The organism is Rossellomorea vietnamensis (genome assembly GCF_008180615.1).
GTDB classification, from domain to species: Bacteria; Bacillota; Bacilli; order Bacillales; family Bacillaceae_B; genus Rossellomorea; species Rossellomorea vietnamensis_D.
The window spans coordinates 19,762-35,873 of record NZ_VTEH01000012.1 but is presented as its reverse complement, the minus strand read 5'-3'; the positions used below and the strand labels follow the sequence as shown (position 1 = coordinate 35,873).

Below are 16,112 nucleotides of genomic sequence, written 5' to 3'. Positions count from 1 at the left end.
TTACACTTTAACGTACGGCTGCGAAAAGACTTTGATTGAAACTTTGCCCCTGAACCATCCTGTCTCTGAAAAACATTTGCTAAAAAGCTTGTCTTTTCAATTGATATTGATTATCATTGTCATTGAAGAATAGATACCTTACATACTACAAGGAGGAAACATCGTGAAGAAATTACTAATAGTCTTAGCAGCATGCTTATCTGCCATTTTAATTTTAGGTGCATGCGGAAACACCAACGACACAAAGGAAGATTCCGGCCAAGGTGGTAACGAGGAAACCCAAGAGGACAAGAGAGTCGTTCAACATATGAGGGGCGAAACCGAAATTCCTGAAAATCTTGACAGGGTCCTTTCCCTGCGCCCTTCCTTTTCTGACCATATTCTGGCTTTAGATGAGAAGCCTTACGGTGTTACAGGTGAAGAACAATATGGCGGCGGATATATCCCTTATCTGGCTGAGCAGCTAGAAGGAGCGGAAATTGTCGGCAATCAGTCTTCCATCGATTTGGAGAAGGTCCTTTCCCTTGACCCCGACTTGATACTAATTGATGATTACCTTGCTTCTGAAATCTATGATGAGCTAGAGAAAATTGCTCCTACCATCGTTCTGGGGACTGAAGACGAGGAAGAACGAAATTCCCCTGATTACTGGCAGCAGGATTTCATGAAGATTGCTGAAATCTATGGAAAAACAGATTTGGCCCAAGAAAAAATCGACGAATTGAATGCAGACGTTGACGCTGCTAAAGAAAAAATCTCCAGTCTTGAGGACAAGAAACTTGCTTTCCTCCGCATCCGAAAAGATGCCATTCAGCTTTATGCACAATCAGGCCACCCTATGAACACATTGCTTTATAATGACTTAGGGTTCGAACCATCCGATTTAACTGATCCAGAGGAGCGGAAAGATTTGTCTCTGGAAGTAATTCCTGAAATGAAAGCAGATTATGTGTTTCTGCAAGTCGATTCTTCCGGAGGCCCTGATAATCTGTCTTCCATGGAGGAGAGTCCATTATGGTCTAACCTTGAGGCCGTGAAGAATGATCGTGTAGAAGAAACAGATTTTTGGATTTATAAGAGCTGGGGCGTAATTGGACGCAACCAGATGGTTGAAGAAGTTCAAGGTTATATCGAACAGGAATAAAGTCAGTAGGTGTGGACCAGTTCCCGCAGTTAAGCCATTCCGCCAAGAAGCGTTTCTTTTTACCCTCCTTGGCGGATCGGGCAAGGTACTTAACACCCAGGCGACTACGCTGGGTGAAGCTGTTCCCTCACCGTCCTTCCCAGCCTGAATATCCATCACTGAAAAGGTTGATTCCCATTGGAGCCAACCTTTTTCACATTTTACTAAGAGCTTACTACCTATTTTTAGCGGCTGCTGTCCTCTATTAAAGGACATGTGCCGCAGCATTTTTCTTTGTTTCCCTTATGAAGTAAATAAGAAAGGCAGCAATGATTTCTTACATACGACTTTTCTCCGCTTGGATCGGAGTAAAGACGATATACATGCTCGTAGAGTTCTCCGCTTTTTTTCCTCACTTCATAGATTGATAGAAGGAAATCTAAGGTTTCTTTAAGTAATTCTTTCTTTTCAGGAACAGCATCTTCAATCTTCATTGATACTTGAAAGAAATTATGAGTGACTAAGGAATGCATGTGGCTTTCCTGACTTCCTGTTTCTTTCGCTATTGCCCCAAATAATGGCAGAAGGTGTTCCTGAATGAAAGATGCTGCGATGGTCCGCTGCTGCTCCAAGGAAAGCTGCTGTGCATCGTACAGGGCATCAGGCGTTACTTCATACCTCATCCCCCCATTTTCACGGAGAACAATCCTTACATTTTTTGGTGCAAGATCAAGGAGGATCCCTCTAGATATATATAAATCTATGAAAGCCATTGCAAGGACTGAATATCTTTTACCAAATATAGTTCCCGTAATAACCGGCTTACAATTATCCATTTGACTCGTTTGAGTGTCGAGCATTTTTTTTAATCGAACTGGATTTCCAATCAATTCGTCTACCGGAAATGCTCCTGTGGTCTCATCAAAGGATACAAAATATCTTTCCTCTGTATATGTACATAGCTCTTTCGATATCATCTGTGTCCACTCCTGCCTGTCCGAATACTCATGCTAATACGATGGTTATCACTATCAATGTAAACACCTGAAAACAGGGAATTTTTCTCAATGCTTTGCAAAACAATAAAACTCTTCATTATCACCCATTTTTAAACAGCCGGCTCTTTTTCATGATGTTACACTCCTATTTCCTTTTTGTCTGCCCTCGCTGCCTCTTCCAGTAAATCATAAGTAATACAGACTGGCCTTCCTGTCCGGGGATCAGGGACAACTTCTGCATCTATTGCAAACACTTCGTTCAGCACGCTTGGCGTCATGACGTCATAGGGGGTTCCTTCTCTAACAATCATCCCTTTGTTTATGGCAACCATATGATGGGCAAAGCGAGCTGCGTGATTCAAGTCATGAATGACCATCACAATTGTCCGGTTTTGCTCAAGGTTTAATTTCTCCAGCAGCTTTAACACTTCCAGCTGATGAGCTAAATCCAGATATGTAGTGGGTTCATCGAGCAGCAGTAAGTCGGTTTCCTGGCACAGAGCCATCGCAATCCAGACCCGCTGGCGCTGCCCTCCTGATAAGGCGTCAATCGGTCTGCTATGGAATTGGGACAATCCTGTAACATCTATAGCCCATTGAACAAGCTCTTTATCTTGCTGCGATAAACGGCCAAATCCGTTCTGATGAGGAAATCTTCCATACGATACAAGTTCGAATACGGTCAGTCCGCTCGGCGCTTCAGGAGTTTGAGGAAGAATCGCCATTTTCTTCGCGATTTCTTTAGTAGAGGCTGAGTGGATTTCTTTTCCGTCGAGAAAGACAGCCCCTCTCTTTGCCCGCAGGATCCGGGCCAATGTTTTTAAAATGGTCGACTTTCCGCAGCCATTCGGGCCAATAATGGTCGTAATCTGCCCTTCTGGAATATCAAGATTCAGACCTTTTACAATATCCAGTTCTCCATAAGCAATGCCAAGATTATCTGCAGATAATTTAACCACAGGACATTTCTCCTTTCACTATTTTGCTTTCATTAATAAATAGATGAAATATGGTGCGCCAAGTAATGAGACGATAATTCCAACGGGAATTTCCGAGGGAGCTAAAATATTGCGCCCTATGGTATCTGAAATAAGAAGAAGCAGCGCTCCCATCAGAGCAGATACGGGAAGGAGCACCTGGTGTTTCGGGCCAACAATTTGCCTGGCCAAGTGAGGGGCAACCAAACCCAGAAAAGAAATGCCTCCTCCGACAGCTACGCAAGACCCGGCGAGCGACACGGCGAGAAGAAGCAGGATACGCCGTTCCTTTTCCACTGCTGCTCCTAACCCTGTGGCCATCTGATCGCCGAGGGTTAATATGTTAAGGTAACGCGACTTGTATATGGTATAAGGGATGAGCAGGATAATCCATGGAAGAATGGCTAAGACGAATTTCCAGTTGGTTCCCCAAATGCTCCCTGTCAACCAGATGGTCGCCTTCATAAAATCCTGGGGAGCCATCCGCAGCTGGAAGATAATCAATGCTGCACCAAAAGCAGCATTGATTCCAATTCCTACCAAAATGAGGCGCACAGGGGTGACACCTTTCTTCCAAGCGATAATATAGATGAGAAATGCTGCCAGAACTCCTCCTGCCAGCGCAGCCATAGGCATTAGAAAAATAGAAATCGTTCCCAGAGAAGCTGCTGATCCCTGGAATAAATAGATGAATAGCACTACAGCAAATCCAGCTCCCGCATTAATTCCGAGGATTCCCGGATCTGCCAGCCCATTCTGCGAGACCCCTTGGAGAATGGCTCCGGAAACGGCAAGCCCGGCTCCAATTAATAAAGCGATCACCATCCGTGGAAGCCTGAAATCAAACAGAACCAATTGTTCGTTCTCGGTTCCAGCACCAAAAAGGGTTTTTAAAACATTAATAGGAGCTATTTTTATAGTTCCCAAGTTAAGGCTTATGAAAAAGGTGATAATAATTAATGCGGCCAATACACCAACCGCGTATAAAGACTTAGTGTTCGTATTTTTAATGGGCTGCATTATAGTCCTCTCCTTTCGTTACGGGCGAGATACAGAAAGAAGGGAACTCCCACTGCCGCTGTAATGGCGCCTACAGGAGTTTCAAAAGGAGGATTCACCATGCGGGCTCCGATATCCGCCAAAACGAGCAGCAGGGCACCTAGGATAGCAGAGCATGGGATAATCCACCGATAATCCAGTCCGACCAAGAATCTTGTGATATGCGGTATTACGAGCCCTATAAATCCAACTGTTCCTGCCACTGATACAGCAGCACCCGTCAAAACAAGAACAATAATCGTTCCAGCTACTTTAACTGCCAAAGTCTTCTGTCCAAGGCCTTTCGCAACATCATCACCAAGACTCAATACAGTAATGGAACGAGAAATGATCATCGCCGCAATCATACCAACCACGGCAATGGGAATCAAAATATGGATGCTGATCCATTTGGTCCCTGCCACCCCGCCGGCGTACCAGAAACTCATATCCTGGGCCACGTTGTAATGAATGGCAATTGCTGAGGATAAAGAACCAAGCAGGGCTCCCACCGCTGTTCCTGCCAGTGCCAGCTTCACCGGCGTGAGTCCTCCTTTTGAAAAAGCTCCGACCCCGAACACAACAGAAGCAGAAATCGCAGCCCCCGCAAAAGAAAAGATGATCAGCCCAAGATAGGATGTTCCAGGAAAAAAGGCGAAAGCAATGGCAATCATAAACGCCGACCCGGCACTTATACCCATGATGGAAGGAGAAGCGAGAGGATTACGAGTCATACCTTGCATAATTGAACCTGATACAGCAAGAAACGCCCCTACCAAAGCGGCTGCCAAGGAACGGGGAAGCCTGAGCTCCTGAATGATCTGATGATTGGTAATCGTGGCGTCATAAGCAAAGACTCCTTCCCAAGCCGTTAGGAAGTCAATGTCTGCTGCCCCCAATGAGATGGAGGCTCCTAACGAAATCATCAATAAAGTGATTCCCAATAACAATACAGCCATAGCCGCAACCGGCCTGGAATGTACCTTCTCTTCTGAAGCTCCTGCCGCGGCAGACCCATCTTTCAAAACATTTGTCATTATGTAATCAATCCTTTAAGCATTTCAATTTAACACTTGAGAGCATGATACTGATAATCATTTTCAATAACTATGATAAAATAGACCTGCTTACTAGTCAACATAAGATTTGGGCCATGCGAAAGAAGAACCTCATATACTCCTTTATAAAACTTTAATCTGTCCTCCTGCCCTTTTTTCTCTTATGGGAATGGTCCCGCTCAAATGAAAACAGCCTAAATAGATTCAAACATGCTTTGCGTTTTTCCTTGCAAAACTATCAGTACAAAGAAGCCCTCCTTTTTCCTCGACGCTCTATGAACCGTTTTGATGTTTTTTCAGCTACTCCCCATTATTAAGCACCCTTCATAAGGATTACCTTTGAGTTAGCCCCAGCTCAGGCTGGGTTGATCTCCAGTAAAGGCAGTCTAAGGGTTCACACGTAAAAGACCCGAGCCCAGACTAGAATCAGGTCGTTTACATATCCAGATATATTAATTTTGTATGGCTGAGACAAATGCTAAATAGCTTACTTTATCGTAAGTCTTATATCAAGCAATAATAATCTGATGAGGAATCTTCCTTCAAAGAAGAAGATTTTGACTAGACCAAACAATACTTTAAATATATAGTTGATAATAGTTATCATTATCAACTAAGTTAGGAGGATTCAAATTGTCTATGAAAAACACAAAAACTATTTTTCGCATTCTAGGTATTATGGGATTTTTCTTATTAATTCTTACTGGGTGTTCTTCAGAAAATCAAACACAGACGGATATTCAAGATAATTCAGAACCAAATGAATATCCAAGGACCATCAGCCATATGAAAGGACAAACTGAGATAAGCGGGAAGCCGCAAAATGCAGCGGTATTAGGCTTTGAAGATGAACTTCTCGCCCTGGACATCAAACCTTCAATGGTATCCAGCTATTCAGGTGTAGGAGTTCTTCCATACATTGATGAGCGGACAAAAGGTGCCTCTGTTATTGAGTTCTCTGAAGGGTTCAACTTAGAACAGCTATTGAGTACTGACCCTGAATACATTGTCATCCCTCACTATTTTGAAGCGCAATATGAGCAATTAAATAAAATCGCTCCAACTATCGTAATTGATTCCTCTGATTGGAAAACAGCATTTAAGACAGTGGCAGAGATTTACGCAGAAGAAGATAAGGCGATCGATGTGATTCAGGACATTCAAACCAAATCAACAGAAGTCAAAGAGATAGCTGACTTGAAATTTTCTCAAGAAAACTTTATGTTGCTACGAGTACAAAAAGACAATCAATTCCTTACATATGGATATGGAAGCGGAGAAGATCACGATTTAGCAATCCTTCTTCATGAATTGCTAGGATTATCACCTGCTCCACAGCTTCCTAAAGAACGTTTTCATCAAATATCATTGGAGGGGCTCACAACTTTTGAAGCAGACCATTTTTTTGTTATAAATGATTACGAGCCAGAAGCACTAATAGAAATGGAAGAAACAACAATATGGAATACACTACCTGCAGTTGCGCAAGGAAATGTGTTGGTCAACAGCGAGTTGATCGGCCAAAGCAGCGGCCCATTAGGTAAGCAGATAATTATTGAAGATGTAAGAAACTATCTATCCCAATAGCTCTTCGATTAAGTTACTGATTCTTTCTTAGAAGTAAATTAAAATCCTCCTGAATTTCTCATGACATCAGAATGCATCTCAGCTTCTGCTTCACAAAGTCCGTGGCAGAAGCTGAAGGCGTTCTGTCACGTCTTTTGTATTTCTAACAACGACTTTTCCCCTTCTATCAACCAGTTCTAGTATCCTATCCACGACATTTCCCCTTCTATCAATGAATTCATGTTTCGGGTACATCCTAAAAGACAAACGTTGGTTTGTCCCCAGCCCCAGCTGAGTTTTCAACAAATAAACACTGGTGAGGAATACACAAAGAGACCCAATTCCAAAAAGGAATCAGGTCTCTCTGCTTTAGTATATAAGAGCCTCTGCGCCAGCCGATTAATACGTAATCGAAGATCCAGGACCGATCGGAAGCCCAGTGAGCATCCAGATGATCAGCAGGATCACCCAGCCGATGGTGAAGGCGATGGAGTATGGAAGCATGGTTGCGATCAGCGTTCCGATTCCGACCTTCTTGTCATACTTTTGCGCAAAGGCGATAACGATTGCGAAGTATGGCATCAATGGTGAGATGACGTTTGTTGTTGAGTCTGCGATTCTGTATACAAGCTGTGTGAATTCCGGTGAGTAGCCTGAAAGCATCATCATCGGGATGAAGACCGGTGCCATGATCGCCCATTTCGCGGAAGCACTTCCGATAAACAGGTTGATAAAGCCGGACACAACGATGAATGTCAGGATCAGCGGAATTCCCTTGAAGCCTGTGGCATCAATGAATTCTGCCCCTTTTACAGCGAGTACGGTTCCAAGGTTGGACTCACTGAAGTATGAAACGAATTGTGCCGCCACGAAGGCTAGTACAATGTAGGCACCCATGGTAGCCATTGTTTCAGAGAGCTGTCTTGCTACGTCTTTGTCATTTTGAATAGATTTTGTGATTCGGCCGTACACCAGACCAGGTATAAAGAACGTGATCAAAATGATAGGGACAAGCGTATGGAAGAATGGTGCATCAATGATGTTCTCTTCCCCGCCGCGCAGTGGTCCCCAAGATGGGATAACAAGCAATGCAATGGCAATAACCGTTAGAAGGAAAGCGGCAAGAGCAGCCCACAACCCTTTTTTCTCTTCCGGTTTCAGATAATCGACTTCCTCTTTCACATCGCCTTTATATTTTCCAAGGCGCGGTTCAACGATGAAGTCCGTTACCAATGTTCCTAAAATCGTGATCAAGAACACCGATACAATCATGAAGTAGTAGTTCATCGCATAGTTGATGCCTGCAGCGTAATCCGGATTAATGATAGCAGCAGCATCCTGCGTCAAACCGCCAAGAAGCGGATCAAGTGATGTCAGCAAAAGATTCGCACTGAATCCTCCTGAAACCCCGGCGAATGCTGCAGCAAGACCTGCAAGCGGATGGCGTCCAAGGCCTGCGAACAAGACTGCGCCAAGTGGTGTCAGTACGACATAACCCGCATCTGCAGCCATACTTGACATGACCCCGCCGAATACCAGCGCAGCTGTCATGAGCACACGCGGTACGGATGTAACCAATCCGCGAAGAGCGGCGCTGATTAACCCTGAGCGCTCGGCAATTCCGATACCAAGCATGGTCACCAGGACAGTACCAAGCGGCGCAAAGCTCGTGAAGTTTGTTACAGCACTCTCAAAGAGATACAGAATCCCTTCGGAGCTCAGCAGGTTCTTGACTGCGATCATTTCTCCTTCATTCAGCGGGTCTTCAACTTGCAAACCCATAGAAGAAAAAAGAGCAGACAAAACGACAACTAATAAAGAAAAGATAAAGAACAAAGTGACCGGGTCAGGAAGTTTATTTCCGACACGTTCGATGACATTCAACATACGCATAACAAAACCATTTTTCTTCGTTTGTTCCATCTTTTTCTTCCTCCTTTTTTCATTTATTATTAAAAATTCTAACAATTGCTAAAAAAACAATACTCACATTATAGTCAAGAGAACCCAAGAAAGGAATACTTCTGAAAGTATTCATAATAGGAGAATTTTTCTGATAGGCATCTTATGGAATTAAAGGATGCTTTTTTCCTGGGGCTAAAAGGCTGGATGGCTGTTTAGGCTGAGCAGTCTAGTGCGGAGTTTTGTGTCTATCAACCGGTTTTGCGGTTCTATCAACCACTTCCTAATACGAGGCACCATTCAAAAAGACTAATCTTAGTTTGTCCCCCAGCCCCGGCTGGGATTCTGGCTGTTTCCTGCGATATCTATGAGGTGCAGTTACTTCGGGGTTATTTCTACCAACCGGTTTTGCGGTTCTATCAACCACTTTCGTACTTCTATCAACAACTTTGCCCATTCTATCGACCACTTCCCAACAAGAGCCACCTTACCCTTTCACCCCTTCCCCGGAGCAACCAGCTTGCCTGCCAACAAGTTAAGTAGTCCAGTCCCGTTCTGGCAGGAAAATCAAATTTTAAAGAGAATAACAAATAGTATAAGAAATAATTGAAGGAGGAAAAAAAGGTGAGTAATAAAAACGATATAGGACAAATTCAATGGCGCGATTTAACGGTTGAAAATGCAGACCACATTAAAGATTTTTACTCTGAAGTTATCGGATGGAAATCAAGCCCGCATCCAATGGGCGAGTACCATGATTACAATATGCATACGCCATCAGGTGAGACAGTAACAGGCATATGCCATGCAAAAGGAATAAACTCCTCCCTGCCGCCTCAATGGCTCATGTATGTAAAAGTAGAGAGTGTAAAAGAAAGTGCTGAGCGATGTGTTGAAAATGGCGGAAAAATTATAGATGGTCCCAAAATGCTGGGGCAAATGTTTCTTTGCGTCATTCAAGATCCTGCTGGGGCTGTATTGGCAATTCATGAATAGAAATCAAGTTGGCGTTCTGCAATCAAAAAGGGCGGGTCATTCCTTGAACTCCTCTACTCCAAGGGCTACTGTTTGAGGACATGTCTAGTCCTGTCAACAACTGAAAAAGGACTAACTTTGGTTTGACCCCCCAGCCGCGGCTGGGTTTCTGGCTGCTTCCTGCGTTAATTATGAGGTGCAGTTACTTCGGGGGTATTTCTATCGACCGGTTTTGCGATTCTTTCAACCACTTTCGTACTTCTATCAGCCACTTTTCCCATTCTATCGACCACTTTGCCACTTCTATCAGCCACTTCCCTTTTCGAAGCACCATTCAAAAAGACTAACTTTGGTTTGTCCCCCCAGCCGCGGCTGGGTTTCTGGCTGCTTCTACCCTTACATGTAACGCAGGCTGAACTGCCCTGAAATTGCAATAAAAGAAGACCCGGTTCCAAAACGGAACAGGGTCTTCTGCTATCATTTATATATTAAGGCGAACCGGGACAAGGAACCTTTCCCTCCATCCCGCTCTTACTTAAACAAATCCATGAACAGCTCCCAGAATCCCTTCTCTTTCTCAGGTTCTGCTTTTTTCTCTTCTTGTTCTTCTATTTCAATGCTTTCCGTCTTGATGACGAACTGGACGGATGTAACATTTTCATTTTCGGAAGAGACGAAGGATACTGGTTCGAAGTCTGATTTGTCGTATTCTGAGATCATTTTATCGATTTCTTCCTGCATTTGTGCCGGCAGGTCTTTTGTTTCTTTGAATAGCTGGGCAGTGCCGTCGTGAAGGTCACCGACACCATTTTTCAGTTCATTTGTGCCGCCTGTCAGGTCAACAATGCCGGAATGGAGCTCGCTGTAAGAAGAAGCCAGGTTTCCAACTCCATTTGTATAACCGGCTAAGCCGGAATGGAACTCACCGTACTCGGCAGACAGCGAGGCGATCCCTTTTTGCAGCTCGGCCAAACCGCTCATGTCAGTCTCTTTGAGAGAAGCAGAGATACTGTCCGCTGTTTTTGTCAGCTGTCCGCTGATTGTACTCACCGAGCCGCTGAGCTCTGTCAGTGCCGGCTCAACCGCTGCAAAAGCTTCCTGCACCTGTCCATACGTAGCTTTCACCTTTTGTGCAGCGGCATAAGAGGCTGCCAGCTGGTCCACTACCGCTGGATCCGCTCCGCTGTCATAAAGCTCCGCGATTTGATCCTCTGAAACCTGTCCTGCTGGAATCTCATTGATAGCGCCAGCCAATGCGGCATAAGCTCCCGCGTAGTTTTCCTGCAAAGCATTAAGGCCGGCAGAAACCTCTGTCAGGCCTCCCGCTAATCCCTTAAGTCCCGCAGGCAGTTCACTCAGACTTGAAAGGTCCATATCGGCGGACTGTCCAGACAGCGATTGGTTAATTCCCGCCAATGCATCACGGATCGAAGCCGATCCATTCACAAGGCCCGCGGAAGATCCGTTCAGTTCGCTCATCCCATTTTTATATTGTGCCGACCCATCCTGAAGGCCGGCTGATCCATTGTGTAACTCAGCCACTCCTGTTTCCAGTTCAGCTACCCCATCATTTAATTCCTTGATGGCGCTGGACAGCTCTGACATGTCTTCTGTCATGCTTCCGGTTCCTGAAGCATCAATGGGAAGTGTCGATGGAACCGCGGCAATTTCCACTCCGTTAAACTCGAAGTCCTCTACATTTGCTTCTACGCTGAGGGTTTCCTCTTCGCCTGGCATAACCGTAAAGGTGATCTGCTTGTTCTTCCCGGCATTGGCCACCATTCCGTCCGGTGCTTCAATGTCACGGTAAGTGTTTGGCATTGCTAAGGATACCTGAAGAAGATAGTTTTCGTAAAAAGCGGCATCTCCCTCTTCGTTCTCCGTTATTTCAACCGAGATTTCCAGGTGGCCGTGTTTTCCGGCGAGTTCGTCCGCCTTCACTTCTTTTCCATCAAGCAGATATGAAACATTCACATTCCAAGGAAGTTCTGTTTCCTTATCCATGTTTCCTTGATAATAAAACTTTCCTTCAGGGGCTTCCATTTCAATCTTCTGCCCATCCTGATTGATTTCCGCTAAATCAGTGAGGTTTTTGACGCTGCTGTACTTCCCGTAATCAAGGATTTCCCCAGCTTTTTCAACCTCCAGCGTGTTTACGACATAGATGTTATCCAGGTTTCCGCTTGCGTTCAACGTGGCATAGATCACTTCATCTTTTGAAGTGACATTGCCTTCCGTCGCCGCCAGAGCAGGCTGGCTAAGAAATGAAGGCAAGAAGACCATTGCAGCGAGAGCCGTGTAACGTACTTGTTTTTTTCTCATCATCATTTCTCCTCATAATAGTTTGATTTATAGGTTGTTTTCTTTATAGCTTTATCGAATACGACGAGCATGGCCGGCAGGGCGAATAATACCATGACAAAGGCCAGCAGCGCTCCTCTTCCCATCAGCAGGCCGATTGAGCCGACTATTGGGTTGGATGACGTGATCCACAGGATGAATCCGACACTGGATAAAATCGCCGCCGAAATTGAAATGGAGAACGTCTTTTCATCCAGAGTCTTCACAATCGCTTCCTTCGCCGACATCTTTTTCCGGTTATGATTATATTCTTCTGTGAACAGAATCGCGTAATCCACCGTCGCGGCCAGCTGGACCGTACTGACGATCAAGTATCCAACAAACACCAGTGAGGTATTTGTAAAATAAGGGATCGATAAGTTGATCCAGACCGCTGTCTGAATCGTGATCAGCAGCACAATCGGAATTGAAATCGATTTGAAGCTGAACAGCAGGACAAGCGCAATCGTCACAACGGTCAGTACATTGACGACAACATTATCTTTATTAACCGTATTTTTAATATCATAAAGAGTCACACTTTCACCCAAAGCGAGCGCGTCATCTCCATAATAGTTCTGGGCTGCTTCTTCTACATTTTCAACGATACTAAAAGGAATGTCTCCTTCTGTTCCCTGGTTCGTGTTGATGATGATCCGGCTGTAATTTTCAGAATAAAATTCCTTTGTAATCGATTCGTCCAGATATTCAGGCGGTATTTCGGCACCAACCTGATTCACATACGCCATGACGCCTGTGACGTAATCCATTTCTTCGATGTCACCCACAAGCTCCGTCTCTTTCACCGCATCTCCTCTAGGAACCAGCAGCACAATCGAGGTGGTTTCACCAAAGGCTTCATTGACGAGTACCGCGTCACCACCGACACGTGTATCTTCAGGCTGTGTTCCAGTTCCATAGATAAACGATGTGTTCGTCTGTGCGAGGAACGCGGGAACAATGATCGCAGCGATCAGGATCAAGCTTGGAAACTTCAGCTTCATCACTTTATTGCCAATTCCCTTGAAGCTCGGCACAAAGTTCTTATGCTTCGTTTTATCCATCCATTTGTAAAAAACGAGCGTTAACGCAGGCAGGAATACCATGACACTGATGAAACTCAGGACGATTCCTTTTACCAGATTCAAGCCAAGGTCTGACCCGATTTCGAACTTCATGAATGTCAGTGCCATGAATCCAAAGAAAGTCGTCGCGGCACTGGCCATGATTGCCGGGAAGGATTTCTTCATAGCGAGCTCCATCGCTTCTTCCGGACTGTTCGTGGTTTTTCTGTAATCGGAAAAACTATGAAGCAGGAACACGGCGTAATCCAGCGAAACGGCAAGCTGCAAAATTGGCGCAACCGACTGGGTCACGAACGACACTTCTCCGATAAAAATGTTCGTTCCTAAGTTGATCAGGACAGAAACCCCAATCGCTGTCAGGAAAAACAGCGGCTCTATCCATGAGGTTGTCGAGACGACCAGGATCAAGATGATGATTGGCACTAAGAGCATTGCCGCATACATCGATTCCTGACCGGCCATTGTCTGTGAACTTGCCGTATTGATGGCTTCTCCGGCAATCGCACCTTCTTCGCCGATCAGTTCATATACCGCATTGGTGGCTTTTACTTCATCCCCGCTTCCGACACTGATCTGAAAGAGGGCATTGCCGTCTTTGTAGTAATTCTCTACTGTTTCTTCATCGGCAATTTCAAGCGGCATTTTTAAATCGACCATATCATCGAGCCACATCACACTTGAAATACCGTCTATGTTCTCTAATTCTTTTTTATAATCCAGGGCTTCCTGTATGGTGACATCGGTGACCATGACCCGGGTATCCGGCACATCACCCGTAAATTCCTCTTCCATGATCTCCATGGCACGAGTCGACTGGGCGTCTTCCGGTAAGTAATCGACCATATTGTAATTGACAGATACAAAAAACTGCGCGGCTGTCGAGAGTACCGTAATAAGGACGAAAGCAGCCAAAACAGCTTTTTTATGTTTAATGATCCATGATGCTATATTAATGATTTTTCATCCTCTCTTGTCACTTTCCGATTTACACTATATCATTATATTAAACACAGTGTTGGTTATTCAACAAACAGTTGTATATAGAATGTACATTACACAACATATTTTTAAAATATGTTGGTTAACTTTATGAATATATTGTGAAGGAAAGGATTACTGATAATGAGTTCAAAAATGGATCGAAGAAAGCAATACACGAGGATGGTTTTAAAAGAGAGCTTGATGGACCTCCTGAAGGAGAAATCGATTTCCAGCATCACCATCAAAGAAATCTGTGAAAAAGCGGACATCAACCGCTCCACCTACTATGCTCATTTCGCAAGTCAATACGAACTGTTGAACGCAATAGAAGAAGAGTTTATAGAGAATCTGGTCCGCACTCTCACTCAATACAATTTTTCAAAAGAAGATGACACTCTGCAAATGACAGAGAAATTCTTTGAATTCATTGCGGAAAACAGTGAAGTCTGCCAGACCCTTTTAGGCGAAAATACAGACATTCATTTTCAAAAAAAGGGCATGATGATCACCCGGGAGTATATCTTCAACGACTGGATCACCGACATGAAAATGGATGAAGAAACCTACGGATACATCAACCTCTTCATCGTCAGCGGCAGCATCTACGTCACAAAAAACTGGCTGGAAAGCGGACAGAACAAAACACCGAAGGAGATGGCGGAAATCCTTAATAATTTTATTAATAAAGGGTTGTCGAATATGCGGTAACGGGACAGACGGACGGGTTGAGGACCCTGAAACAAAATCTAATTCTCATAAATAAACACTTCTTAAATCATAAGAATAGTTGAATCCCATGCTCTCTTTATCTCATTAGCTTTGGGGTTTTTCTAATGGTTATGAGAAGACTTCCCTGCGCGGCCTGGGAAGGTACTTTCTAATCGAGTCGATGGAAGTATCCTAATTTCATGGCTCAGGACAGTAACCTGCACTACCTCTCCGCCAGTATCCGTACTTTGGCTGGTATTATAGAGGGAAAAATTCCCCTTATTTACTAAAAAGCATGTGAAAACAGCTAAAATAGAGGGAGAAATTCCCCTTATTAGACTAGAATCACTGAAAAGCGGGTGCTATTTCTTCGTATAAGGGGAAAAACTCCCTTTATTTACTCCTAAATGGGCTTTGAATTTGCCGTTAACGGGAAAATCTCCCCCTATTATTACCGCCGGATACCTTAATCTAGGTTTTCTTCAAAGCCCACTCCTCCGGGCATCCGCCCAGTCGAATCATGCACCTTTAATGGAAATCACTTTTTTATTATATGAAGCGAGTAAGGCGGGATCATTCTTTGAAATAAACGGGTCTGCTTTTTAAGTTATTTTGGACTCTTTCAGAGATCTCGACAGGTTCCTTGTCCCATGCAGGATTTTCCACCCATTAAGTAGAAAAGGTATAGCATGGAGTTCGAGACATGATCGGAACCTCAATTTAGATGGATGGGAGATTGAATCAGGTTATGTACAGAGTATGTTTGATGCTGGCCCTTCTGCTGCTATTGAGCGGCTGCCGTATAGAGATGAGTCTGGATGAGGCGCCTGCTGGCCCTGGAACCGCTCAATCAAGTGTACCTGCTTCCGGGAACACTTCCGCTCAGAATGAAAGTTTAAGTATCTTCATTAACGGAGATATTGAGTACGATGAGTCTCAGATCAACTTGAAGGCATACACTAGCCTACAAGAAGGAGCACTCTTAAAGGTAATTCTGAGAGAGTATCCTAAGGAAGCCTCCTTACGTGAGATTTTTAACGATGAAGTTCAACCTGCCGAGACACCTGTAGTTGAAGAGTTAATAGAAGTGGATTCTAAAGGCAAGTCTACCTTAACACTCGAACGCCAGGCCGATATCGTCTATTTCATGGTCGTTCAGTTCAATCCGGAACTACAGCCGGATGAAATTAAGGAAGTCTACGGTGCAAGAGGTGAAAAGGTAGTCGTCGCTTCCAATGTCGAGCATTATGAATATGAAGGCGAAACCATGATTGGCGTGACGACATCTGCCAACATCGGTATGAGGCCTTCTTGGGCCTATCTTCAATAATAGGGACGGAGGTACCCCGCCCGAGGAGAGA

The 16,112-nt window shown here is 44.4% G+C and carries 12 protein-coding genes; 5 read left to right on the top strand and 7 right to left on the bottom strand.

Features of this window, described 5'->3' with window-relative positions:
* Window positions 1-163 precede the first annotated feature (163 nt).
* The gene (locus FZC79_RS14845; RefSeq protein ID WP_148947560.1) at window positions 164-1,144 is read left to right on the top strand and encodes an ABC transporter substrate-binding protein; all 981 of its coding nucleotides are present in this window, start codon (window positions 164-166) and stop codon (window positions 1,142-1,144) included.
* Window positions 1,145-1,368: 224 nt separating this feature from the next.
* Here the strand turns inward: FZC79_RS14845 and FZC79_RS14840 are convergent, their stop codons facing one another.
* From FZC79_RS14840 to FZC79_RS14825, 4 genes are all read right to left on the bottom strand, one after another.
* Window positions 1,369-2,100: a hypothetical protein gene (locus tag FZC79_RS14840; RefSeq protein WP_148947559.1), complete on the bottom strand. Its 732-nt coding sequence runs from the start codon at window positions 2,098-2,100 to the stop codon at window positions 1,369-1,371.
* A gap of 158 nt (window positions 2,101-2,258) precedes the next feature.
* Complete coding sequence (locus FZC79_RS14835; protein ID WP_148947558.1) at window positions 2,259-3,080, bottom strand: ABC transporter ATP-binding protein; 822 nt, start codon at window positions 3,078-3,080, stop codon at window positions 2,259-2,261.
* 18 nt (window positions 3,081-3,098) lie between these two features.
* Window positions 3,099-4,118, bottom strand: coding sequence for a FecCD family ABC transporter permease (locus FZC79_RS14830; protein ID WP_148947557.1), 1,020 nt, complete (start codon window positions 4,116-4,118; stop codon window positions 3,099-3,101).
* The gene (locus FZC79_RS14825) at window positions 4,118-5,173 is read right to left on the bottom strand and encodes a FecCD family ABC transporter permease (protein WP_148947556.1); all 1,056 of its coding nucleotides are present in this window, start codon (window positions 5,171-5,173) and stop codon (window positions 4,118-4,120) included. The genes FZC79_RS14830 and FZC79_RS14825 overlap by 1 nt, the downstream gene beginning before the upstream one ends.
* A 660-nt stretch (window positions 5,174-5,833) precedes the next feature.
* Here FZC79_RS14825 and FZC79_RS14820 point away from each other — a divergent pair.
* Window positions 5,834-6,781, top strand: a complete 948-nt coding sequence (locus FZC79_RS14820; protein WP_148947555.1) for an ABC transporter substrate-binding protein — start codon at window positions 5,834-5,836, stop codon at window positions 6,779-6,781.
* A 378-nt stretch (window positions 6,782-7,159) separates the two neighbouring features.
* Here the strand turns inward: FZC79_RS14820 and FZC79_RS14815 are convergent, their stop codons facing one another.
* Window positions 7,160-8,683, bottom strand: a complete 1,524-nt coding sequence (locus FZC79_RS14815) for an AbgT family transporter (protein ID WP_148947554.1) — start codon at window positions 8,681-8,683, stop codon at window positions 7,160-7,162.
* A 603-nt stretch (window positions 8,684-9,286) separates the two neighbouring features.
* Here FZC79_RS14815 and FZC79_RS14810 point away from each other — a divergent pair.
* The gene (locus FZC79_RS14810) at window positions 9,287-9,658 is read left to right on the top strand and encodes a VOC family protein (RefSeq protein WP_148947553.1); all 372 of its coding nucleotides are present in this window, start codon (window positions 9,287-9,289) and stop codon (window positions 9,656-9,658) included.
* A 510-nt stretch (window positions 9,659-10,168) separates the two neighbouring features.
* Here FZC79_RS14810 and FZC79_RS14805 read toward each other — a convergent pair.
* Together FZC79_RS14805 and FZC79_RS14800 are read right to left on the bottom strand one after the other, a co-directional pair.
* Window positions 10,169-11,959, bottom strand: coding sequence for a YhgE/Pip domain-containing protein (locus FZC79_RS14805; RefSeq protein ID WP_252183344.1), 1,791 nt, complete (start codon window positions 11,957-11,959; stop codon window positions 10,169-10,171).
* Between the two features lie 2 nt (window positions 11,960-11,961).
* Window positions 11,962-14,019 carry an efflux RND transporter permease subunit gene (locus FZC79_RS14800; RefSeq protein WP_187442810.1) on the bottom strand — a complete coding sequence of 686 codons (2,058 nt, stop codon included), beginning with the start codon at window positions 14,017-14,019 and terminating at the stop codon, window positions 11,962-11,964.
* A gap of 165 nt (window positions 14,020-14,184) precedes the next feature.
* On the opposite strand from FZC79_RS14800, the gene FZC79_RS14795 reads away from it, so the two are divergent.
* Window positions 14,185-14,751 (top strand): TetR/AcrR family transcriptional regulator, encoded by a 567-nt coding sequence (locus FZC79_RS14795; protein ID WP_148947550.1) that lies wholly within the window; start codon window positions 14,185-14,187, stop codon window positions 14,749-14,751.
* Between the two features lie 748 nt (window positions 14,752-15,499).
* A complete protein-coding gene (locus FZC79_RS14790; protein ID WP_187442805.1) occupies window positions 15,500-16,081 on the top strand; it encodes a hypothetical protein in 582 nt (193 codons plus the stop codon).
* The last annotated feature ends 31 nt before the right edge of the window (window positions 16,082-16,112 follow it).

Bases quoted from the DNA above. Each gene is read 5' to 3' on its own strand.
- FZC79_RS14830 (WP_148947557.1), bottom strand. From the start codon at position 4,118: ATGCAGCCCATTAAAAATACGAACACTAAGTCTTTATACGCGGTTGGT.
- FZC79_RS14795 (WP_148947550.1), top strand. From the start codon at position 14,185: ATGAGTTCAAAAATGGATCGAAGAAAGCAATACACGAGGATGGTTTTA.
- FZC79_RS14790 (WP_187442805.1), top strand. From the start codon at position 15,500: ATGTACAGAGTATGTTTGATGCTGGCCCTTCTGCTGCTATTGAGCGGC.
- FZC79_RS14840 (WP_148947559.1), bottom strand. From the start codon at position 2,100: ATGATATCGAAAGAGCTATGTACATATACAGAGGAAAGATATTTTGTA.
- FZC79_RS14820 (WP_148947555.1), top strand. From the start codon at position 5,834: ATGAAAAACACAAAAACTATTTTTCGCATTCTAGGTATTATGGGATTT.
- FZC79_RS14805 (WP_252183344.1), bottom strand. From the start codon at position 11,959: ATGAGAAAAAAACAAGTACGTTACACGGCTCTCGCTGCAATGGTCTTC.
- FZC79_RS14815 (WP_148947554.1), bottom strand. From the start codon at position 8,683: ATGGAACAAACGAAGAAAAATGGTTTTGTTATGCGTATGTTGAATGTC.
- FZC79_RS14825 (WP_148947556.1), bottom strand. From the start codon at position 5,173: ATGACAAATGTTTTGAAAGATGGGTCTGCCGCGGCAGGAGCTTCAGAA.